Origin of the sequence: Trichocoleus sp. DQ-A1, from assembly GCF_039961955.1 — a bacterium.
GTDB lineage: Bacteria > Cyanobacteriota > Cyanobacteriia > Cyanobacteriales > FACHB-T130 > FACHB-T130.
In genome coordinates this window covers 25,154-47,900 of the sequence record NZ_JAMPKE010000012.1, presented here as the reverse complement: position 1 = coordinate 47,900, position 22,747 = coordinate 25,154, and the positions used below count along the sequence as shown (strand labels likewise).

The window sequence follows — 22,747 nt, the reverse complement described above, 5'->3', positions numbered from 1 at the left end:
AAACCTGAGTTAAATCGGGACTCCAACGAGAGTGCTGGGAGGAGGTCAATGACTCAACCAAGCGATCGCGCCTCGAATCCAATCTTCCGCATTCGTGCTTTTCGCTAACAGAGCATCTTGTCTGACGACAGAAATCGCTTGCGATACTTCACTATTGCTATATCCCAAAGCCAGTAGCGTCATCTCCACATCTTCTAAAATGGCGGCGGAAGGGCCTGTCGCGGTGCTAGTGACCCCTGCCGAGTGTCGCCATTCTGCAAGTTTAGTTTTCAGTTCTAGCGCCAGACGTTCGGCGGTTTTGGTGCCGATGCCTGGAGTTTTCGCTAAAGTTCGGGTGTTGCCTGTAACGATTGCTTGGACTAAATCTGATAGCCCTAAGGTGTCTAAGAGGGCGATCGCACCTCTGGCACCAATCCCGCTGACGCTGACAAGGGCGCGAAATAAATCCCGCTCCGCTGCGGAGCCAAAGCCATATAGGAGGACTTGATCTTCTCGAACTTGTTGGTGTGTAAAAACTTGCACCGTTTCTCCCGCCGCTGGTAGCTCAGCCTCCAGGCGCGGCGGGATATGCAGTTCGTACCCAATCTGATTGACTTCCAGAATCAGGATGACGCGATTGGCGGTGCTTTTCTGGATGCCAGCTACCGTCCCTTTGAGATAGCCGATCATGCAAAGATGTTGAGGATGTAGGATAAGTTCATTCTAAAAAGCCGAAATGCTTCAGACCTTCTAGAATACCTCCAGCGCAATCCGCTTTTGCTAAATAGCGATTAATCGAAGGATTGGCGTAATGCCACTTTAGCAGTTCTGGCTGGGCATTCCCGACAATGATTCCTCGTTCCTCACCGGACTGAAAGAAGGCGACATCGTTGCCAGAATCACCGCAAACAACGGTTTGTTCGGGAGGCATCTGAAATTGCTGTCGCAGAAACGTGGTTGCAGTTCCTTTGTTGCCGCCGCGAGGTAGGATGTCCAAGTCTTTGCCACTGCTATAGACCAACTTGACATCTAGCTTGCGTTCTTCCAACAAATCTTCTAGCTGAGGGAGAACTTCAACGGCGGCTTCTTCGGCGAGGAAGTAGCTAACTTTAAAAGGGCGTTGTTCGGATGGCGGTTGGGGAACGAGGTCAGAAAAATGAGCGGTTGTGGCGACGATCAAATCCCGATCCCAGTTGTGAGAAAGTTGCTCTACCCAAGCTGGATCTGGTGTATCGCTGCCATCTCGGTAAATTTCCGTCCCAACAGAGAGAACGAGGACATCGGGTTCTAATAGCTCCTGTTCGGTCTTCAGTTCTTGGTAGAGGACGGGGGAACGACCTGTTACATAAACAATCTTTGTCCCGTATTGTTGCCGATGCTGGCTCAGGTGGCGCTTGAGTTCTTCTAGAGCCTCGTCATCGCCTACTAAGGTATTGTCTAAATCGGTCAAGAAGAGAAATGGCTTCACGTTGCTCATTGCTTGGGATTTGGCTACTGGATTATTTTCCTATATGGGAGTTCATTAGGGGGATAGAGAGCGATCGCTTCCCATCACTCCTTAGCGACAATTGAAGATAAAAAAAACCTGGGAGCGTTTTGATAACTCCCAGGCGGATTACTTGAGGTGACATGATGACGAGAATGGGAGGGAATTAATTCTAGATCAGACCCCAGAAGTGCAGGAAGCCTTGACCTGAGAAGATTTCAATCAGCGCAGCGGCTAAAAAGCCAATCATCGCTAGACGCCCGTTCCAAATTTCTGCTTGAGGAGTGAAGCCGTATCTCCAAGCGTTACGATCGTCCATGACGGGAGTGGTTACTTTCTGTGTCTCTTGCATGGTGGGAACTCCGGGTTTATCGCTACGTTTGTTAAGCAATGTTTAGCTTATGTAACTAAATGTAACGATAAGAAGCTAGGGTGGTCTCTATCTGAGGTTAGAGCTATGAGCGATCGCACCGAAAGCTTGAACCGAAAGCTTGAGAGGAATCGCGCGATCGCGTTTTTGCTTTCACTATCTTTCTTTATCACCTGAGAAAAACCGATTCTGCTCAATTCAAGCAATTCTGTATTGAAGTGGATACGCGACAAGTCCGTTTACCCGCAGAATTGCCTTCAGAAATCCCTCTAATTCCTCTCCCCCATGACATTTTTCCGCAAAGCCACGTCCTGGTTGCCTCAGCTAAATTCCCAAGTTTGGATTCTTGCCGCTGGTCGATTCTTATCCGGGATTGGCACTGGGTTTACTTTGTTTTACGCCCCGATTTTTTTTGTCAATCAAGTGGGACTCTCCGCCACGCAAGTCGGGCTTGGCTTAGGCAGCGCCTCCATTTCTGGCGTAGTTGGGCGTATTTTGGGCGGTTCGTTTGCAGATTCGCAGTTTTGGGGACGCAGACGCACCCTGTTACTCTCAGCCGCGGTTTCGGCAGTTGCTTCCCTAGTCTTGGCGATTAGCAACAATTTTCACATTTTCGTGGTTGGTAACTTGCTGATGGGCATGGGCATCGGTTTATATTGGCCTGCCACAGAAGCCGTAGTAGCAGATTTGACACAGGGAGAGCAGCGCAATGAAGCTTATGCCCTAACGCGACTGGCAGACAATTTGGGGATGGGCATCGGAATTGTATTGGGAGGTGTATTAATTGGCACCACGGGGGCTTATCGAGAGCTATTTGTGCTTGATGCGATTTCATTTGTGGTGTTCTTTGGGGTCGTCTATGCAGCGATCGCAGAAACTTACAAACCAGGAGAACGCCAACAACAAGCATTTAGCAGTTGGGCAACGGCACTGCGCGATCGCAGTCTGTTGATTTTTTGCTTAGTGAACATCATCTTCACCACCTATATCTCGCAAACCCAAAGTACAATGCCCCTGTACTTCAGCAATTTCTTGCGTGTAGAAGAATCCGGGAAAGGATTTTCCCCCACAACCATTAGTGCTTTATTTACCTGGCACCTTGTCTTAGCCATTCTCTTACAGCTGCCAGTTGTCAGAATATTTAAACGCTTGAGCCATCCCTACGCCTTGTGCATTTCCGCCCTATTTTGGGGATTAGGATTTAGCTTAATTTGGTTTACAGGAGTCGCGGCATCAAGTCAGTTAGTGTGGGCAATTTTAGCAATGGGAGTGTTTGCGATCGCCCTCGTCTCCTACACTCCCTCAGCATCTTCTCTCATTACAGTCTTAGCCCCCGAATCTCAGCGTGGCGTCTATTTTTCAATCAATTCTCTTTGTTGGGCAATCGGCTATTTCATTGGCCCTACAGTGGGTGGCTGGGCATTAGATCAACCGCCCGTTGTAGCGCATGGTCTGTGGCTGGGCTTCGCATTCAGCGTAGCCATCACCATTGCCATTTTGCAATACCTGAATCGAATTTTAAACGCAAAGAACGCAGAGGGTAACGTAAAGTAACGCCAAGACTCTGGGTACCGAGAGCGTTTAAAATGCTTTATCGCCGTCTTTCTTGCAACTTGCGATAAACGTCTCGCAAATCGACGCGATGGTAAGCTAAAGCAACCAGGGTGTGATAGAACAAATCAGCAACCTCACCCGCGATCGCGTCCTTGTCGTCATCCTTGCAAGCCATCACCACTTCAGCAGATTCTTCGCCAACTTTTTTCAAAATCTTGTTATCTCCACCGGCAAATAGCTTGCTGGTGTAAGAACTTTCGTTCGGGTTATCGCGGCGATCGCAAATCGTCGCAAACAAATCCGACAAGGTATCTGCGGGAGGCGGCGCTTTTTCCCCATCTACTTGATGAAAACAGCTGCGTTCCCCCGTGTGACAGGCAATTTCTCCCACCTGTTCCACAGTAACCAGCAGCGCATCGCTATCGCAGTCATAACGGAGACTTCGCACATTTTGTAAATGCCCCGAAGTCGCACCTTTATGCCACAACTCCCCACGAGAACGGCTCCAATACCAAGCTTGTCCCGTTTCCAGCGTTTTCTGTAACGACTCCCGATTCATCCAAGCCATCATCAAGACCGTACCATCCAGATAATCTTGCGCGATCGCTGGCACCAGTCCCTGCTCGTTGTAGCGGATTCGATCGACAGGGATGGATTGGCTTAAAGCAGAGGGTTCAGCAGCTGGCATTTTCAGTACAAATGACTCACTTGTACAAGATATCACTCCTCACCACCAACTGCTCAGCACCCGTTCTAGATGCCTCAGATATTCTTCCGGGTTGTTCGCTAAAGTGAATAAGAGGTTGCAAGAAGCAGTTCCAGGCATTTGCCAAAGATGCTATTTAAGCTGGCTAACCAGGCTGGCTGATTGACTTCTGACAGCGTAAATGAGAACCTTGTGAGCCTTGAAGTCCTCTGTCTACCATCGAAGCTACCATTGAACCGTCGAACTGAATCGCTGAATCGAACTACCAAGTTGAATGCTACCCGATCGGAACTCCTAGGCTGCCTTCCAGAAACAAGAGCAAACACTCACAGGTAAATTCTGATTCGTTTGGTAGGACATGATTGGCATTACCCTCAGTAGGATAATTGAACAGCGTAATCTCTGCGATCGCAGCTTCCGCCTATCTTGAGGCAGAGATTTTATCATCAAAACGAGGAGATAACATTGATTACTTCTACAAATTTGAAAACCACCAAGTCAGAAGAAATATTCGCCGCTGCTCAACATTTGATGCCAGGAGGTGTCAGTTCACCAGTCCGGGCGTTTAAATCGGTGGGAGGACAACCCATCGTCTTTGACCACGTCAAAGGTGCCTATATCTGGGATGTCGATGGCAACCAATATATCGACTACGTTGGCACCTGGGGACCCGCGATTTGCGGTCATGCCCATCCAGAAGTGATTAGTGCCTTGCACGAAGCCCTGGAAAAAGGCACCAGCTTTGGTGCCCCCTCCGTGTTGGAAAATGTGCTGGCAGAGATGGTGATTGACGCCGTACCCAGCATTGAAATGGTGCGCTTTGTCAACTCCGGAACCGAGGCGTGCATGGCAGTTCTGCGCCTGATGCGAGCTTTCACCGGACGCGACAAGTTAATTAAATTTGAAGGCTGCTATCACGGTCACGCTGATATGTTCCTGGTGAAAGCTGGTTCCGGCGTCGCTACCCTCGGCTTGCCGGATTCTCCAGGCGTTCCCAAGACGACAACCAGCAACACGCTCACTGCCCCCTACAATGACCTGGAAGCCGTCAAAGCTTTATTTGCCGCAAATCCCGACCAAATTGCTGGGGTGATTCTAGAGCCAGTGGTGGGTAATGCTGGCTTTATTACGCCTGACGCGGGTTTCCTGGAAGGCTTGCGAATGATTACGCAAGAAAATGGCGCGTTACTCGTATTTGACGAAGTCATGACCGGCTTCCGGATTGCCTACGGTGGGGCACAGGAGAGATTTGGGATTACCCCTGACTTGACAACGCTGGGTAAAGTAATCGGCGGTGGCTTGCCGGTGGGTGCTTACGGTGGACGCCGCGATATTATGTCGATGATTGCTCCAGCCGGGCCAGTGTATCAAGCCGGGACGCTTTCGGGGAATCCTCTGGCGATGACTGCCGGAATCAAAACGCTGGAATTGCTGCGAAAACCAGGCAGCTACGAGCAGTTAGACAAGATGACAAAGAAGCTCAGTGATGGCTTGCTGCAAATTGCTAAGGAAACAGGTCATGCGGCTTGCGGCGGTAGCATCAGCGCGATGTTTGGCTTGTTCTTCACTCAAGGGCCAGTCCATAACTACGAAGATGCTAAAAAGTCTGACTCGAACAAGTTTAGCCGCTTCCATCGCGGAATGTTAGAGCGGGGTGTGTATCTGGCACCTTCTCAGTTTGAGGCTGGATTTACTTCTCTGGCGCACACAGATGAAGATATTGACCGCACTTTGGCAGCAGCGAGAGAAGTAATGTCTGGGCTGTAAGTTAGTCTCGCTCGCTTTTATCCCGCCAGGAACTTAAGTTCCTGGCTAATCGCTCAAGCCCGTTTTAACGGACTGGGAAAATTAAATTTGAGTTGGATAAACCTGAATTTTGCGATTAGCCAGGAACTTGATTTTCATCAGCCATGCACGTTAACCCTATGTAGAACACGAGGGAAAAGTAAGTGCAGAGATCCAAGACTTAATAAATTAATTAGGATTGCTATCTAGACAGTAAGTTGGAACGCGAGAAAACCTAATGTCTGCATAGTTTACGCTATCGCTCATCCATCTAAAAATACTTAATTCTGCCTACTTATAGGCGATCTAAATTGAGATAGAATACGAGATTACCTTCAGGTGCGTGAATAATTTGTTCAATAGTGGGGGGTAAATCTTCGTGTTGATAAAAAGATGGAATTTTCTCAAATTTTTCTTCTGATACTTCTAAGATTTTAGGCATTTCAGAGACGGGAATGCCTAATTTTTCTTTTTGCTTGATGGTGCAAACAATTAGATAGTGGTAGTCTGTTTCGTGGGATTTTAGAAATAGCGCCGATAGATCGATAAGCGCGATCGCTTCCTGTTCGTATTCCATTAACCGGCGACCGTTGATTAGGGCAGCGTGGGGTGTAAAGGCTTTGAGAACGCGCTGAACTCGGTCAATTGCGATCGCGTACTGTTCGCTTCCCATCTGAAACGAAACCAGTTTTCGCTTGGAAACACGAGTTGAGACGAGAGCTTTAGTCCGAAATCGGCGATTCATAAGTTCTTCAATGTTTAATTAATTTAGCGATCGCTTCTAATAACTGAACCTCGTTGTAGGGTTTAGTAAAGTATTGAATCGCTCCTAACTCTAATGCCATCTGGCGATGTTTGAACCCACTCCGGGAAGTCAACATGGCAACGGGAATTGAGGCAAATTGAGGTTGAGATTTCAGATTTCGCAACAGTTCAAATCCGTCCATCCGGGGCATTTCTATATCGGCAATGATTAAATCGCAATTTAAGCCTTCCTCTAATTTAGATAAAGCGTCTTGACCATCTTTGGCTTGCGCGACTCGGTAACGGGCGCGAATTAGCGTCAGGGAGAGTAACTGTCGGATCGTGTAGGAGTCATCGACAACCAAAATTTGGGGTTGAGAACTTCCTGTCGGGGCAAGGAGTGGCGTGCTATGTCGTGTCCCTAAATCTGATTTATTATCAACTGAAATTGTGGTGCCGCTTTGAGTATAAAATTGCCCGATGAGATCGTCCACATCTAAAATTGTCACGACCTGACCATCTCCCATAATCGTGCAACCAACGATCCCGCGAGGCTTTGAGAGGGGAAGCGGAAGGGCTTTTACCACGACTTCTTGTTGACCGATGAGACGTTCCACGACTACAGCGAGAACACCTTCACTGGAAGCTAAAACCATTACCGGGATATAGTCTTGGGCAATTGGGTCGGGAGAGGGGCCGTCGGGATGGGGGACACTATAGTGGAGTAATTCTTGCAAACGCACCAAGCGGATGAATTCTTCTCGCCACCACAACATGGTCTGCGTCCCAGCCATTTGAATCTGATGCCCTTGAATGTGGAGAATCTCCTCTACGGCGTCTAAAGGGATTGCTACCGTATTGCAATCTGCCTTAACCATTAAGGCATCGCTGATCGATAGCATGAGTGGTAGCTTCAGGATAAAGCTAGTGCCTTTGCCCGGTCGTGAATCTACTTTGACAGTTCCCCGTACCTGCCGCAGATTGGTGCGAACCACATCCAGCCCCACCCCCCGACCAGAGAGTTCCGTGACCTCTTTAGTGGTGCTGAAACCAGGCCAGAAGAGGAATTCGTAGAGGTCGGCAATTGATAGTTCGTCTGCTTGTTCGGCTGCCACAAAGCCGCCTGCTACGACTTTGGCGCGGATAGCTTCCGGGTCAATTCCCCGTCCATCATCGGTAATGGTGATGATGGTTTGTCCGCCTTGGTGAAAGGCTTCAATTTCGATTTGACCGCTGGGGGGTTTCCCTAGGGCGAGGCGGGCTTGGGGCGTTTCGATGCCGTGATCGAAGGCATTTCGCACCAGATGCACTAGGGGGTCGCGCAGGGCGTCTAGCAGGCTTTCATCAATGGTGGTATCTCGTCCCAGGAGGAGGAGATTAACTTCTTTGTTGTGGAGGCGACACAGATCCCGCAAAGCGCGGGGGAGGTGATCGACCGCCCGACTGAAGGGGACGACTCGCAGTTGCATGACGCGCGATCGCAACTGGTCGGTGATCCGCCGGAGTTGATCGGTGCTGCGTTCAAATTTCACCGCGATTTCGTCAATCTTCGTTCCCGATAGCGCGATCGCTTCGGTCGTTTCAATCACAGATTGAGCGGTGGAGTGAAATTCTGTATATTGATCTAGTTCTAATAAGTCGAAAGTCGAAGGCAAAGATTTAGTAAAGGCATTTGTGGTTTTTGCGCGATCGCTTTTGCTATTTTCAGTGCTAAGGCGGTCATATTCTTCTCGGAGCTGCGTTCCAAATTGATTTAAAGCTACAATACTCTTCCGAATGCGCTTCGCTTCAGTGCGTAGTTGAGTTTCTTGTAGTTCCAAATTTGTCCGGTTAATCACCAATTCGCCCACCAAATTCACTAATTCGCTTAAGCGTTCTAGATCTACGCGAATCGTCGGGCGTTGCCAACCTGTGGGGGAAGAAACAGGTGAGGATTGAGGGCTGAGTGAGGGCTGAGGAGAGAGGACTGAGGAGTTAGGACTGAGGACTGAGGACTGAGGAGAGAGGACTGAGTGAGGAGTTAGGACTGAGGACTGAGGACTGAGTGAGGACTGAGGACTGAGGAGAGAGGCTGGAGTTGAGGAATCCTCAACTGGTAATTCTGGAGTGGAGATGGCTGGTTCCTCAGTCCTGAGTCCTGTCACCTCAGTCCTATTACTGAAGGGTGTTGAGGAATCATCAACTGGTGATTCTGGAGTGGAGAGTATTGCTTCCTCTCTCCTCAGTCCCAACTCCTCAGTCCTCAGTCCTTTTGGCTCAGTCCCATTCAAAGGCTGTATAGTAATGGCTTCTCCCTGCAATAGCTGAGTGCGGGCAGATTGCAAGTTTTGGGCAATTTCCCATCCCTGTTTTTGGAGGAGTTCTACACTCAGATGGGGGGTGTCAATCAAAGTTCTCAAATACTCAACAATTTGCCCAAATTCTGCCAGTTGCAGCATCCCAGCTACCCCTGAAAGTTGGTAATAAACTTGGTTAAGCGTTGCTATTGTTTGCTCTAAAGTTTCTGGTTTAACTTGAGAAAGTTCCGTCTCCAAATGGTTAAAAACCGGAAGTAGATCTTGTTCAAAAATCCTTTTAATAGTTTGCAGGTTTGCCCGATTGTTAAGGCTAGAGCCATTACTGGAAGCAGCGGGCTTAGTATACTGATTTTCTAGCTGGGCTAGAATTTGGGCGATCGCTTCCACTTCAGCTACAGAGGTTGCCTGCATTGTTGCTCCATTATCCTTGCCTTCCGGCTGACAGACTTGGTTGGCGATGGTTCTCAGGAGATCGACCCCTTGCAGCAAAGCGGTAATCGTCGTTGGATTGATTTGGGATAAATCAGCGCGATCGCGCAGAATTGCAAAGCTATCTTCCAGGCAATGAGCCGCTGTCGATAAGGTTTCAAAACCAAACATCAAAGCCGAACCTTTTATCGAGTGGGCAGCCCGAAATAGGTTTTGAACCGCTTGCGATCGCGCTTCAACTTCATTGCTGCTTTCTATCAATAACAGATTGGCTTCTAGTGATTGCAGGAATTCTTGAGTTTCAGTTACAAAGATACCGATTAGCTCATTGAAATCATCCGAATTCATACTTTTTTCCTTTAAATAAGTCAGCCTTTGGACGTGACTTTGGATTTTATTTAATTCATCCCCATCTTTGTGACAATGCTATATATCAAATATGCTAATCATTGCTTAATTGTTAGTTAAAAAACTTGCCTAGTGTAAACATAAATCGGAATGGTATTAAATAAAAAATGGAGTTATTAATTTTAATTACTCCATTTGATTGAGCTGGCATTTTTCTGTTTCCCTCCGGCACCCCTCGCCAAAAAGCGATAAGGGGTGCTGGAGTGAGGTTCTGAATCCTTGACTGTTTATTGCGAACGGAAGTTTGTCACTGAACTTTGGAGTTTATTCACGACAACAGCTAACCCACCAAGTGAATTCGTTACGTCTTCCGCTTTTTGGGCAGTGTTGGTAGAAATAGCGTTCACCTGCTTCACACTGCCTGCAATTTCTTCTGCCGAAATTGTCTGTTTTTGAGCAGCACGAGTAATGTTTTGTACCAAAGCATTAATTTCGCGGCTGACTTCAATAATCGCAATCAGATTTGTCTTGGCAGCTGCGGCAATGTGCGTTCCTTCAACAACTTGTTGAGTACCGGATTCCATTGCCCTCATCACCCGACTAATTTCATCTTGAATTGTTTTCACAATCTCTGATATTTCTTCGGTTGCTGAGGCAGAGCGTTCTGCGAGCTTGCGAACTTCCTCCGCTACGACTGCGAAGCCTTGCCCTTGTTCTCCGGCGCGTGCTGCCTCAATTGTGGCATTTAATGCCAGCAAGTTTGTTTGAGAAGCAATTTGAGAAATAGATGTTACAATTTTGCCAATTTGTTGCGACCCTTCGCCTAGACGTTTCATCATTTTTGAAGTTTCGGCAATCGTTTGGCGGAGTTCGTTAATTCCATCAACTGTACGGTCTACAGCTTGTCCTCCCATTTCTGCTGTGGTAGCGGCTTGCTGTGCCACTTGTTCGGCTCGTTTTGCAGCATCTGAAACATCTTTAATCGAGTTGAGCATCCGCTCAATTTGTTTTAAGGTGGACTCAATTTGCAAGGCTTGGGTGCGAGCTTGCTGTGCGAGTTCGTTAGTATTACCAATCGATGCAGTTGTGGCTTGATTAGCTTGTGCTGCTGCATCTTGGATATTAATGACCACTTTCCGTAAAGAGGTGACAAGGTAGTTGAAAGAGTCTGCTAATGCTCCTAAGATGTCATTGGTGACTTGAGCTTTAACCGTTAAATCTCCCTTTGCTGCACCCTTAATTTCACCCAAAAGCTTGACGACTTGTTGAGTTAGAGAATCTGCCTCAATTTTTCGCTCTTCTGCTAATTTGATAAGTCTATCAGCCGCTTCTTTTTGCTGGGTAATGTCGAAGCGAATCCCGATATATTTGATAATATTGCCATTAGTGTCAAAGATTGGGGACACTGTAGTGTCAACCCAATACAAAGAACCATCTTTGCGCTTATTTTTGATTTCTCCTTTCCACACACCGCCCCGATAAACCGTAGCCCAGAAGTCTTGGAAAAAGGATTTCGGGTGGTAGCCAGAGTTAACGATGCGATGGTTTTGCCCCATTAGTTCTTCCTGGGTGTATCCAGAGATTTGGCAGAACCGCTCGTTAGCATAGGTAATGGTTCCTTTTAAGTCGGTTTCGCTGACAATCGCCGATTCATCAAGGGCATTTTGCCGGTTTTTCAGTTCTTGCAGCAGGCGTTCCTGCTCCTTGGCGAGTTGTTGTAAACGTTCTTGGGCTTGCTTGTCGCTGGTGATGTTGCGACAAACAATCGCCCCGCCTTTGAGGAAACCGTTGTCGTCCTTCAGCGGTCTGCCGTTAATTTTTGCCCACAAACCTTCTGGTATACCAGGATGACGAGTAAACATCTCTACGTCGTCAACGGCTTCGCCTCGGATCGCTTTTGTCATCGGTAAATCTGCGGTTGGGTAAACGGTCACGGTATCGGGCAAAAACAAGCCATACTGCGTTGACCATCGATCGGGGGGGGCATCTCCTGAACCCAATCCAAACATTTTCTCCGCAGCGGGGTTGAACAGTAAAAACTTTCCGGTTTCATCGGCGACGATGACTGCCTCACCCATGCTGTTGAGGACTAATTGCAAGATACTGGTTTGCTGCCGAAGTTCAGCCGAGGAACGAGCCAAATCTGCTGCTGTTCTCTGTAAATCTGCTTCCGCTTGTTTGCGATCGCTAATGTCGGTACAGACGCCAACCCACTCGCGGATACTACCATCTTCTGCTAAGACGGGAATCCCGCGAACCCAGAAGTATCCATAGCTGCCATCTGCGGCTCGGATACGATACTCAACCTGATAGAGACTCTTCGTTTCAAGGGCTTTATTCCAAATACGAGCAGTGGGATCGCGATCTTCTGGATGCACGGCATCCAACCATCCCCAGCCTTTTACTTGTTCCTCGCTTTGACCTGTAAACGCTCTCCAAGCTGGCATATCAACCACTTGTCCTTGGGCGTCTGTCGCCCAGACTATCTGCGAGGTGGCAACGATCAATGAGCGATACCTTTCCTCGTTCTGACGGATGGTTTCCTCAGCAGCTCTGCGCTCAGTAATGTCATTGTTGATTTCTAAGATCGCTTTAGGCTGACCGGATTCCTCCCGTTGCAATGTCCAGCGACTCGCGACAACGATCTGTGTCCCATCGCGCTTGGTGTGGATGAGTTCACCTTCCCAGCGTCCATCCCGCAGGCACGCGGCTTTAATTTCCTCGACGGGTTGGGGAAAGATGGTTTTTAAAAATGCGTGGATGTATTGCCCTACGGTTTCTTCCTTTGTCCAGCCGTATAGTCTTTCTGCGCCTTGATTCCAATAAGCGATGCGATCGTCGAGATCCCGAAGCATTATGGTGTCATTGGCTAAATCCAGCATCTGCACCTGTTGCTGCAATGCTTCTTCTGTCCGCTTGCGATCGCTGATGTCGGTGGAAATCCCACAGAGGGCGTAAGTAGTTCCTGTCGAATTTCTTAAGAGAAACTTCGTGGAAAGGTAGGTGTGGAGTCCGTCATCTTGAGGTGCAACCTCTTCCATTTCTAAAGAAGTTCCGGTTTCAAGTACCTGGCGATCGTTGGCACCATAAGCATCAGCGATTTCTTTCGAGAAGAAATCGTAGTCAGTCTTGCCAATAACCTGCTCTTTGGTCGTGTGGAAGAGGCGTTCATACTGGCGATTAACCAGAATGTAACGACCTTCCAAGTCTTTGAGATAGATAACAGCGGTGTAATTGTCGATGATTGCCTCTAGGCGTTCTTGACTTTCCCTGAGTGCGGCTTCTGCCTGCTTGCTTGAGGTGATGTCACGGGCAATGCAGTACATCACTTGATTTTCAGCAGCCGCGTTCGCAGTCCACGCTAACCATCGGTAGGAGCCATCTTTACACCTGTAGCGATTTTCAAAATACAGTACTTGCGAACCAATAGTGAGTTTTTCGGCTTCGGCTAAGCTCTTGTCTCGGTCATCTGGATGGATAAACTCAATAAACGGTTGAGCCAAAAGTTCCTCGACCGCGAAGCCCAGGATTCTTGTCCATGAAGGATTGAGGCGCTTAAAGGTGCCGTCAAATCCGATAATACACAGCAGGTCAAGAGAGAGAGTAAAGAAGCGATCGCGTTCTTGATTCGCTTCCGTTAATTCTGCCGTGCGCTCATCAATGCGTTGTTCGAGTTCTTGATTCAGGGTGCGAAGTTCCGTTTCTGCGCGCTGGCGTTTGATATCAATGCCATTCAGGTTTCGAGAATTCCACCAAATCAGAACGGCAAAAACAATAATATTCAAGCTACCTAAAACCGAGATGGCGATCTCGGTTTCCAAAGACTTCGCCCGGTACCCGGCTAAGATTATCCAACCTAAAAGTGGCGGAATTCCAAGTACAGCCGGTGACATCCGCCTCGCCATCATACCCCCTGCATTCTGGCTGGTGACAACTGCCATCACTCCTCGATCTGGACGAGCAAACAGAATGCCGGTGCTAAGAAGCGCAAATCCCACTGCTGCGTGCAAGGCCATTTGGGTGTAAGAGCTAATCCCATAGAGGGATTTCACGCCATAAAGGTAGCCCAGTACCCCCAGCAAGGCGACTGAGAATGCCGCTAAGCTAAGAATTTGAGCGGCTTGATAATTAATATAGGGGCCGAGAAACAGCAGTAGAGCCACCCCCAACATCAAAAAATTAAGGGCAGTATTGGGAGCCATCCGACCAGGGGAGGAAGTGCCAAAGGTGTCTGACGACGCCTTGAACAGAAGTTGGTCAATGCCGAAATCCCACCCCAGAACATACTGCATCAGCGTGAGCAAACCGACGACCATAACGATCCCGGCAAACCATTGTCCCCAGCGGCGCTTCGACTCGTCAGCGGGATAACGGTGCCACAACCACAACGATGTACCGCTGAGGATAAAACACACCGCTGCGTTTGCTTTCATCGTCACCAGACCTGGCAAGATGCTTTTCAGGATGGGAATGTTAAACATCCAACCTAGTAGTACCGCACAACCGATTGCAATGACTGCTATAGTGGCTTTTTTAGAAAAGGATTGAAGTGTCCCGATGAGGTCGGAAGACTGAGGCACCTCTATCGGCTGATATGAACTTTCCATCTTATGGCTCCGGCAATCTATGATTTACCAGCGATCCGAATGCGCGATCGCTTCTACATCCACAATCATGAGTAAGCGTCCCTGACAGTCATATAAGCCTCGCAAAAAAGGAGCCAGTTCCTCACTCACCTCTGCTGCCGAGACAATTTGATCAGGATCGAGAGATAGCACACCCTCAACATGAGAAACTGCTAATCCCATCCGCATCGACGGAAGATTGATATCGCGCGGGTCGGGCGCTTCTACGACTAAAATCCGACTCCGAGCTTCGTGACTTTCCACAGGGTCGGCACCCATGAACCGACCAAAATCTGCTACTGCCAGAATTTCCCCTCGCAGATTGGTTAAACCCAATAAAAAAGGAAGCGTATTCGGAACAGCGGTAATGGTTTGATCGCCCAAAACCAGCACTTCTCTGACTGCCGTTAGTTCGACTGCAAACAGGCTCTTGTCTTGACCAAAGAGAACGAATTGGCGAGGCATAAACAATTAAAAATGTAAAATTAAAAATTATAATTATTGATTAATTTTTAATTTTTAATTTTTAATTCTTAGAGAAGGCGTCGTACCAGATTAATAAACTGTTTCGCCTCAAGTGGCTTACTTACATAAGCATCGGCTCCCAGCTCGATTCCCCAAGCTTTATCAATCTCTGTATTTTTTTGCGTACAAAACACGACAGGTAAGTGTTTGGTTTCCTCGTTCTCTCGTAACTCCCGCACCACTTCAAATCCGTTCATTCGTGGCATGACCACATCCAATATCACGAGGTCGGGTGGCTTCTCCTGGATGCGAGCGATCGCTTCCTCTCCATCACTCGCTCTCACCACTTCCATCCCCGCTTCTTGTAAAATTCGGCAAATCATCTCTAGTTCAGTCGGCACATCATCGACGACTAATACTCTCGACATCGCAACCCTCACAAGTATTTATTGTTAACTCGATTCTATCTGAGTCTATTCCCGCTCAAAAAGCCTCAGTATTTTCACCGAAACATCTTTTAATATTGTTCTCATTTACTGAAAAATAAACCTTGCCAAAGTTCGTTTCCGTCCCAAGAAATTTAGCTGTATTGTTAAATATTTGTTGCTTCAATCTACATCTTGCACCAGAGCCGGTTCAAATAGAATTCGCAGCGATGCAAACTAAGCTTTTCTGCACCAAATCACGTTAAATCAAGAGTTTAAAACCCGCATCTCATCTGGTTCTTGTATGCCTAGATGTGATTTGAATCACCGACTTAAAAATAATCCAAACTCGTAGTTAAATATCCCATCACATCTATTGAATGCTGAAAACTTAATTAAGTTATCAGCTTGATACCCTTAAAATTATAAAACACATAAATAAAATTGCAGGATTTCGCCAACCCTGATTTTCAAACTCCTTAATTCAAAGTAAAGTTTTTTAGACTTTCAAAAACAAACTTTACGATTTTCAAATAATTTTGATTCACTTTTTTGATGCAAATAAAAAGAAAGGCACTTTTTCTAAAAATTTTGATGCTTTACAGTTTGTGCAAAAGAGGTAGCAGGCTGCTGAAGCTGGCGATAAACTTTACCACTTTTGCTAGAAGAGGGAGTATGAGGAACGGGTAGCTGTCGCCAGAGGAGGACAGGGATACTGAGGACACCTAAAATCATCACCACTCCAGCCGTTATCCAGACAAACAGACGATTTGCCTGATAATCGCTACGCTCAATTTGCCAAAAAACCTGGTTGTAGCGCCATGCAGCAAAGGCAATTAGGACAATGCCAGCAACCACCAGACTGATGCCAAGGCTCTGGGAACTGATGAACGAGTGAGAAGTGCTATCCTGACCTGTGACGGCGGTTTGCAGTTGCTGTAGAAATAAACCAAAGCGAGCTAAAGCAAACCCAAATCCAATCAATGCAATCGAGGTACGCAACCAAGCGAGAAATGTCCGCTCATTGGCTTGATGCTCTCGCTGGCGGTCGATTTTTGGTTGTTTATCCATTTCTCCTCTGGCTCAGACATTAGCAGGTTCTAGTCTTAATTTCAGCAGCTTTCCCAATTTCAGAGGCTCCAGTATTTTTCTAAAAAAGCAATATCCTATTGGACACGGGTAATCTTGATCCCCCAATTCGCAACCGCCTCATTTAATTGCTGCAATAAAGTTTGAGCGATTTCGCTTCTAGAATGAACCGCTTGCTCTAGCTTAATTCGACCAATTTCAGAGCGCAGGATAGAGATAACCAAGTTTTTTAACGCTATCTCAATATTTTCAACAGTGTAATAAGTGCGTTCTAAATTTAGGATGCGCCAATACACAATTGCATCGACTTCTAGGGACACATTATCTTTTGCGATCGCTGGCTGGCGCTCAATTTCCAAAACCTGTTCGCGGGTCGTATTCTGATAGACAATCGTATCGAGCCAAGGCAAGATAAAGTGGATACCTGGTTTCAGCGTTCGATGGTATCGACCCAAGCGCTCTACTAAGGCTTCATTACTTTGACGGATAATTTTGACAGAGTATCCCAGCACGTAACCAATGATGACTGCACCAAGAGCAGCAAGGAATAACTTCATCTGTATTGTCTTGCTGGGATATTTTCACAAAGCAATTGGGCTTTTATTTTTAGAATGATGTTAACTCAAGGGCACTGTTCACCTTAAGTTTTAACCACTCCAAAAAGGCAGAGAATAACCAAAATTTTGCGTATTTTTGCAAAACCTCTGCGTTCTTTGCGTTTAAAAACCGTTTAGCGATAGTTATTAAATTGCAAAGCAACTGGATAATCTTCCTGCTTCAAGCGTTGAATTACCAGTTGCAAGTCATCTTTGGATTTAGCAGAAACTCGCACGGCATCACCTTGAATTGAGGGTTGCACTTTTTTAATTTCGTCCCGAATTAGTTTGGTGATTTGTTTAGCGATTTCCTGGCTGAGTCCTTTACGCAGTTTGATTTCCTGCCGAATGCGACTACCACCCGCTGATTCAGGTTTGCCATAATCAAAGATTTTCAAGCTAAGGTTGCGCTTGGCGGATTTAATTTGCAGGATGGTATGAACAGCATCCAAGGTAAATTCGCTATCGGTGCTAATTGTAATAACGTCGTCGCCTAATTCAAGGGTAGTTTTAGTGTCTTTGAGGTCGAAGCGGCTTTTTATTTCCCGCTCAGTTTGGTCTACGGCATTGACCAATTCTTGCCGGTCAAAATCGCTGACAATATCAAAAGAGTATGTAGAAGCCATAAAGAATCGTTAGTGGTTGGCTAAATTGATATTAGAAAAATCGCTAATTGCTATTGGCAGAAAGGAGGCTGAGGACAAATAAGGTGCTACTGCTCAGAGTACCGATGCCGAACATTAGCGATCGCGCGATTGGGACATTGAGAATATAAAAAACGGAGTATAATGACCGGGCAACAACGAAGGCGATCGCTGCGATCGCTGCCAAGGGCGAATCTACACCTGTCACATAAGCCATCAGGGCTGCCGCCGCAAATATCATAAATGCTTCAAACGAGTTTTGGTGCGCCCAAGTGGCTCGTTGTCCGTAGGGAGGCAGCTTATCAAACATGGCTCGCGGAGCCGCCGTGTCATACCCCACAGTCACACGGGCGTAACCCACCACCAAAAAGGGGATATAAATCAGAACAGCGGCTGCGGCAATGCAGTCGAGCAGAATAGCAGGTACTGGGATCATAGCTTTATTGTAGAGACGCCAGCGGTAGCGCTCTTAATGCATCGCGTCTTTTTAATCAAAGTAGAACAGAGTCACCACTTTGCGTTGTTCTTCCGCATCCTGACAAGTTTTGAGCAGGGTGTGGCTGTCGTGAAACGCAAAACAGATTAGCTGCTGACACCGAGAAACTATCTCTTGATTGCATAGAGCGCTGGCTTCAGCCAGCGATAAATTGTCGTTTTCGGGATTTTCTACCAAATGCATTACCTGTTCCAACTGCTCCCGCGATTCCCGTGGCTGACGCTCTAAGCTTTGGGGCAAAATTACAGTCAGCAGGCTAGAATCGGCTCGCATCGCCCCTCGGATGGCGGCAAAATTGGTTCCGGTAGCACCAGAGGTGATGAGTCGATTCCCGGTTAAAACCAAGGCATAGCTCATCATCTCAATGAGATTTTGATGGGTGATCGGAACGTGACGCGACCCCAGCAGGGCAATCCGTTTGGAACCTGTTTGCTGGATAGTCGCCAGTTCTTGCGCTAAGGCATCAAGCTTAGGAATGTCAATGGATTGGCTCAATGACGATTTCTGTCTGAACAACCTCGCTATTTTATCAGACCCGGATGACAACAGCGATGGAGTTTCTGCATCTTAGTTGCCTAGTTCTAAGTTCCATTGGTTAGCGAGAATTATTTGCACTTTTATAAAAAGCTATGCTATATTTATAAATCGTCGGACGGACGCATAGCTCAGTTGGTTAGAGCACCACGTTGACATCGTGGGGGTCACTGGTTCGAATCCAGTTGTGTCCATTATTTTTTTTGGTGCCGCTATAGGTGGCTGTGTCACTACAACCATAAGTTGTCCAAAATGGTCACTTTATGCTTGTAATTTTCTCTGGTCAGCTTATGCTTGTAGCTCGTTGAGCGTTCGCGCAGTAGTTTTAGAACTTGATTGAGTTACTATCTGCTTACCTACTGAGTTCAGATTGTAATTCCTGCAAGGTTGCTCGGACTTTCTTGTTTCGTAAGTCTCCTGGTTTGGTCATTAGTTGTGATACACGACCTTCAGAGGGATACACATTCTCATTATGGAGCTTGAGCGCAATCTGCCGAACTTCTTCACAGGATTGCTCTATCTTTTTCTCGTGGGCTGCTTTCCTGTAGCGGCGGGATTTAGCGGCAATGGCGTGACATAAATTGGGAAAATGGCGAGAAATCGTCCGTCTATCATGGTTCAAGCGCTCAGCCGCCTCTTTCATTGTCAGTGGCGGCTTCTCATCACTTGCAAGCATTGCTTGTAGAGCCTCTTCTACTGTGTCTGAATCGAATGGCTTGGGGGATACTCTTTTGTTGTGCGCTCGCTCAGAAGATTTCTGTAGGCTTATCTTCAACGGTTTAGCCGCCAGCTTTTCGGGTATCAGGAAGTCCAACAACGATATCTCCAGCCAATAACAAATTTTCAGGAGGACATCAAGTTGGGGCAAAGCTTTCCCGGTATGCCACATCCATAGGGTATTTTTAGGAATTCCTAAATCACTAGCGAAGGCAGCGATATTCCCTTTAGTAGCAAGGTTTATGGCTGCACACATGGCTTTTGCTACGTTTTCCCTCAGCAGTGGAGATGAGAGGCTATGAACGGCAGTAATCAATTCTCCTATGCTATCCGCTACCCATATCTCCTTTTTTAAGTCCTCTGGAGATAAGTTACTACAAGCAAAAGAATCACAAACGCTCCCTAACCATTTGCCACAAATCGAGCAGTACCCGGAACGTGAGTGCCACTCTAGCAGGGGAGGCTGTTTGTGACAGTGAGGACAGTACAAGCAAAGAGGTTGCTGGTGTTGGGGACATACCTTGATTGTTTCGATTACCCAAAGGAGAGGCTCATAGACAACTTGCCTCGATAAGCGCCACTTTTGATAGCAAGCAGGACACCAAGCCTTGTAAGGGCGGAACAAGCCTCGTGGTGCCAAGATGGAAGCGCAACTGTGTAGAGTCAGAAAGCATAAATCACTCCGAAGCGTAAGCGTTTCCAGCGCTTGGACAAAATCCATTGCTATCTCTCCGGTGCCGTTCAAAGCTCTAGCTCGATCAAACAAAGCTCGTAACCTTCTGCTGGAAAGTCTTTTAGCAAAAACTTTCTTCAAATAGGGCGTGATTTCCTTGGATATCAACACACTGGGAAGTACGCTATGAGACTCTGCCAGTCGAGCAATGTAGCTAGTTAAGCTTTCTACGAAAGGAGTTCCTACTCCTACAGGTGGTAAATGGTAAAGATGGCTACGTTTAGGTAACTGAGGCTTTTCTATACTCCATAACTGTAACTGTTCAGGATGAGGGTTAAAGATCATCTTAATTCTTAAATTCGCTAAACCGTGTATTCACGAAAATTTTTAGAATTCCAAAGAATTTATAACTTTTTTTGAGTCAATCAATTTTGTTTCGTCGGTTACTTTAAACTTAATTATCTTTACAATAGAGTATTTTGTTTTTTACTTTTGTAACATTCTATTGCATTCTTCAAAATCAAAGAGAATGAGTTATGTTAACGGAGAATTCTCCATATATAGACCTGGTTTTTTCCCTGACAGGTCAAAACCTTCCCCTTGATAATGGCTATATAGTCTATTCTGCCCTTTCCCGTATCTGTCCTGCTATCCATCAACTAGAAAACCTCAGCATTCATCCCATCGCAGGCATTCCCGAATCCTCAAAGCAACTTCGTCTCACGCAACGTTCCAAGCTACAAATACGCCTTCCTATAGACCTGATTCCCTTCATCTACGAATTCCTAGCTGGACAAACTTTCAGTATTGGTCAAAACCAATTTCACTTAGGCATTCCTGAATACAATCCTTTACATCCCTTTCCAGACCTATACTCTCGTCTGGTTATTATTCGACGTTTCCAGGAACCTCAATCCTTTTTAGAAGCAGCCAAACGTCAACTAGAAAGCTTAAATATCCAAGGAACTATCACTCTTGCCACTAGAGCCAACGGTCAACCCCAGTGCCGACAACTTACCATCGAAAATCAAAATGGAACCTTTGTGGTGAGGGGGTTTGGGGTACAAGCAACTGACTTGAATCCAGAAGACTCAATCACCCTACAGAAATACGGTATAGGTGGAAAGCAGAAGATGATGTGTGGCGTATTCGTCCCTTCACGGCGCGACAAGAGGGAAAGAGAATGACAACAACCACGCGACCCAAAATCTACCTCACTCTCAGTGCGTCGGATACAACAATCATGCACCGTGCAGGGATGGCGGGACTGTGGATGACTTTACAGCAACTAGAACTTCACTTCCCCACCCCTGCAACTCGTCCAGGCAATCTATCTTGGTTGCTGACTAACAGTAGTATCAGTCTTGACTGGCAAGGACAAGATTTCCAAGTTTTAGATTGGTTATTCAGACAATCCTTTCAGATTAATCAAAAGGGGATAATTAGTTTAACTGGCTTGGATTCGTCATCAATGAAACTGAGTAATCAAATTTATCTACATGAAGCAATAGGAGCTACCTTTCTAAGGCACAATAAATTTTATAAATCAGGAGAAAAAACCTCTGAATCCTTGAGTATTAATGGTATTACAGGAACGCTTAAATACAAAAAAATAGAATGGTATGCCCATCAGTCTTTTGCTGAGAAGCTCTGTGGCGAGACAGGGGAATTACTAGAAGATTACATTCAGATTGTCAGTTGGAGTTATCCAGGAGCAACAGTTCGTCATGCAATATTAGATAAATATAATAAGCTAGAAGAAAAAGTAGAATACGCACTAGGGTTACTGTTTTTACCTCTTATCTGCCAATATTTTATCCTTCATTCTCATTCTTCAGAAGTTGACACAAAACAACCCACCCAATATATTGTCGTCATTCCTGAAGTTACAAATTTGAAAATTGCCGCTCAAAGATGTTGGGAGTTGCGGAGATTAGACTATAAAGATTTCTATGTAACGAGTTGTGGAGAAGCTGCATTAAAATACTACAGCTATGACGAACTAGAAACCTTTAATAAATCTCACAAAAATTGTCAAGCCTTGTTATACACAAAATTGAACAAAGATTCAAAGCAAAGAAGTTTGACGGATATTCAGGATATAGAGGTTGAGATAAAAACAATCCTAACTTATAAATTAATTGATAAGCATCTTCAAAAAAATCGAGTTTTCTGGAACGGGTTCAATTGGATTGTTAAACTCAACCTTATTAAGGGGATGATTGCTGATAACTTAGTCAAGGGCGTACCTTGGTGGTCGGATTTTTGGCTAACTTTTAATCAGGATACACTGGGAGATTTATCTAAACAACTGTTTTTTAACCGAAAAGGTTTACGAATTATGATTGAAAGCGATAAGGAAATGGAGATTTATAGCTCTTTTATTAGGGCTTGCCATGAAGCCTTAAGAAAAACCTATGGCAAGATTTATGGTCGTACTAAGGAAGGAGACGTTCCTAGATTCGAGCGAGAATATGAACGGATTCGAGGAGAACTGGGGCGATGCTATGACCAGCAATCTTTTAACGATTTTCTCTCTGACTTCCTATCTAGAGCAGGTCTTAATTCGGCATTGTACGACCAGTGGGAATCTATTTTGCCACTTCTAATGGGGCAAGTTTCTTGGGAAAAAGCTAGGAATTTAGTCTTGATTGCTTTAGCAAGTTATAAACCAAGCCCAAAACCATCAGAAGAATAACCAAAGCTCTGAAGTAACTTTATAAAATCAATCATAGGTTAATTAATATCATGTACCACTTATTCGGAAACCTGTTAACTCATTATG

19 protein-coding genes and 1 tRNA gene are annotated in these 22,747 nt (G+C 46.2%); 5 read left to right on the top strand and 15 right to left on the bottom strand.

The window, feature by feature from the left end:
- Positions 1–45: 45 nt before the first annotated feature.
- From ruvA to NDI33_RS13830, 3 genes are all read right to left on the bottom strand, one after another.
- On the bottom strand, positions 46–669 hold the full coding sequence (gene ruvA / locus NDI33_RS13840; protein ID WP_190678863.1) for a Holliday junction branch migration protein RuvA: 624 nt from the start codon (positions 667–669) through the stop codon (positions 46–48).
- 28 nt (positions 670–697) lie between these two features.
- Complete coding sequence (locus tag NDI33_RS13835; RefSeq protein WP_190415900.1) at positions 698–1,447, bottom strand: sucrose-phosphate phosphatase; 750 nt, start codon at positions 1,445–1,447, stop codon at positions 698–700.
- 190 nt (positions 1,448–1,637) lie between these two features.
- Positions 1,638–1,817 carry a chlorophyll a/b-binding protein gene (locus NDI33_RS13830; RefSeq protein WP_190415851.1) on the bottom strand — a complete coding sequence of 60 codons (180 nt, stop codon included), beginning with the start codon at positions 1,815–1,817 and terminating at the stop codon, positions 1,638–1,640.
- Between the two features lie 303 nt (positions 1,818–2,120).
- Between NDI33_RS13830 and NDI33_RS13825 the strand changes: the two genes are divergently transcribed.
- Complete coding sequence (locus NDI33_RS13825; protein ID WP_190678861.1) at positions 2,121–3,389, top strand: MFS transporter; 1,269 nt, start codon at positions 2,121–2,123, stop codon at positions 3,387–3,389.
- A gap of 37 nt (positions 3,390–3,426) precedes the next feature.
- On the opposite strand, the gene hisIE is transcribed toward NDI33_RS13825, so the two are convergent.
- Entirely contained in the window at positions 3,427–4,077 is a 651-nt protein-coding gene (gene hisIE, locus NDI33_RS13820) for a bifunctional phosphoribosyl-AMP cyclohydrolase/phosphoribosyl-ATP diphosphatase HisIE (protein ID WP_190678858.1), read from the bottom strand.
- 486 nt (positions 4,078–4,563) lie between these two features.
- Between hisIE and hemL the strand changes: the two genes are divergently transcribed.
- Positions 4,564–5,862 carry a glutamate-1-semialdehyde 2,1-aminomutase gene (hemL, locus tag NDI33_RS13815; protein WP_190678986.1) on the top strand — a complete coding sequence of 433 codons (1,299 nt, stop codon included), beginning with the start codon at positions 4,564–4,566 and terminating at the stop codon, positions 5,860–5,862.
- 313 nt (positions 5,863–6,175) lie between these two features.
- On the opposite strand, the gene NDI33_RS13810 is transcribed toward hemL, so the two are convergent.
- From NDI33_RS13810 to NDI33_RS13765, 10 genes are all read right to left on the bottom strand, one after another.
- Entirely contained in the window at positions 6,176–6,625 is a 450-nt protein-coding gene (locus NDI33_RS13810) for a chemotaxis protein CheW (RefSeq protein ID WP_190678856.1), read from the bottom strand.
- Positions 6,626–6,632: 7 nt separating this feature from the next.
- Positions 6,633–9,698 carry a hybrid sensor histidine kinase/response regulator gene (locus NDI33_RS13805; protein WP_190678854.1) on the bottom strand — a complete coding sequence of 1,022 codons (3,066 nt, stop codon included), beginning with the start codon at positions 9,696–9,698 and terminating at the stop codon, positions 6,633–6,635.
- 287 nt (positions 9,699–9,985) lie between these two features.
- Positions 9,986–14,305, bottom strand: coding sequence for a PAS domain S-box protein (locus NDI33_RS13800; protein WP_190678852.1), 4,320 nt, complete (start codon positions 14,303–14,305; stop codon positions 9,986–9,988).
- A 24-nt stretch (positions 14,306–14,329) separates the two neighbouring features.
- Positions 14,330–14,788, bottom strand: coding sequence for a chemotaxis protein CheW (locus NDI33_RS13795; protein WP_190415837.1), 459 nt, complete (start codon positions 14,786–14,788; stop codon positions 14,330–14,332).
- Between the two features lie 68 nt (positions 14,789–14,856).
- Positions 14,857–15,216, bottom strand: coding sequence for a response regulator (locus NDI33_RS13790; protein WP_190415835.1), 360 nt, complete (start codon positions 15,214–15,216; stop codon positions 14,857–14,859).
- A 579-nt stretch (positions 15,217–15,795) separates the two neighbouring features.
- Positions 15,796–16,284: a DUF202 domain-containing protein gene (locus NDI33_RS13785; RefSeq protein WP_190678850.1), complete on the bottom strand. Its 489-nt coding sequence runs from the start codon at positions 16,282–16,284 to the stop codon at positions 15,796–15,798.
- 95 nt (positions 16,285–16,379) lie between these two features.
- Positions 16,380–16,859 (bottom strand): paraslipin, encoded by a 480-nt coding sequence (locus NDI33_RS13780; RefSeq protein WP_190434478.1) that lies wholly within the window; start codon positions 16,857–16,859, stop codon positions 16,380–16,382.
- Positions 16,860–17,032: 173 nt separating this feature from the next.
- Positions 17,033–17,524, bottom strand: a complete 492-nt coding sequence (locus tag NDI33_RS13775) for a YajQ family cyclic di-GMP-binding protein (RefSeq protein WP_190415832.1) — start codon at positions 17,522–17,524, stop codon at positions 17,033–17,035.
- Positions 17,525–17,567: 43 nt separating this feature from the next.
- Positions 17,568–17,978, bottom strand: a complete 411-nt coding sequence (locus NDI33_RS13770; RefSeq protein ID WP_190430638.1) for an MAPEG family protein — start codon at positions 17,976–17,978, stop codon at positions 17,568–17,570.
- Positions 17,979–18,029: 51 nt separating this feature from the next.
- Positions 18,030–18,533: a DNA recombination-mediator protein A gene (locus NDI33_RS13765; RefSeq protein WP_190415828.1), complete on the bottom strand. Its 504-nt coding sequence runs from the start codon at positions 18,531–18,533 to the stop codon at positions 18,030–18,032.
- A 159-nt stretch (positions 18,534–18,692) separates the two neighbouring features.
- Between NDI33_RS13765 and NDI33_RS13760 the strand changes: the two genes are divergently transcribed.
- A tRNA-Val gene (locus tag NDI33_RS13760) sits at positions 18,693–18,766 on the top strand.
- Between the two features lie 158 nt (positions 18,767–18,924).
- On the opposite strand, the gene NDI33_RS13755 is transcribed toward NDI33_RS13760, so the two are convergent.
- A complete protein-coding gene (locus NDI33_RS13755) occupies positions 18,925–20,307 on the bottom strand; it encodes a helix-turn-helix domain-containing protein (protein ID WP_190678848.1) in 1,383 nt (460 codons plus the stop codon).
- A gap of 191 nt (positions 20,308–20,498) precedes the next feature.
- On the opposite strand from NDI33_RS13755, the gene cas6 reads away from it, so the two are divergent.
- Positions 20,499–21,149: a type I-MYXAN CRISPR-associated protein Cas6/Cmx6 gene (gene cas6 / locus NDI33_RS13750; protein ID WP_190678847.1), complete on the top strand. Its 651-nt coding sequence runs from the start codon at positions 20,499–20,501 to the stop codon at positions 21,147–21,149.
- Positions 21,146–22,660, top strand: a complete 1,515-nt coding sequence (gene cas8a1 / locus NDI33_RS13745) for a type I-MYXAN CRISPR-associated Cas8a1/Cmx1 (protein ID WP_190678845.1) — start codon at positions 21,146–21,148, stop codon at positions 22,658–22,660. The genes cas6 and cas8a1 overlap by 4 nt, the downstream gene beginning before the upstream one ends.
- Positions 22,661–22,747 lie beyond the last annotated feature (87 nt).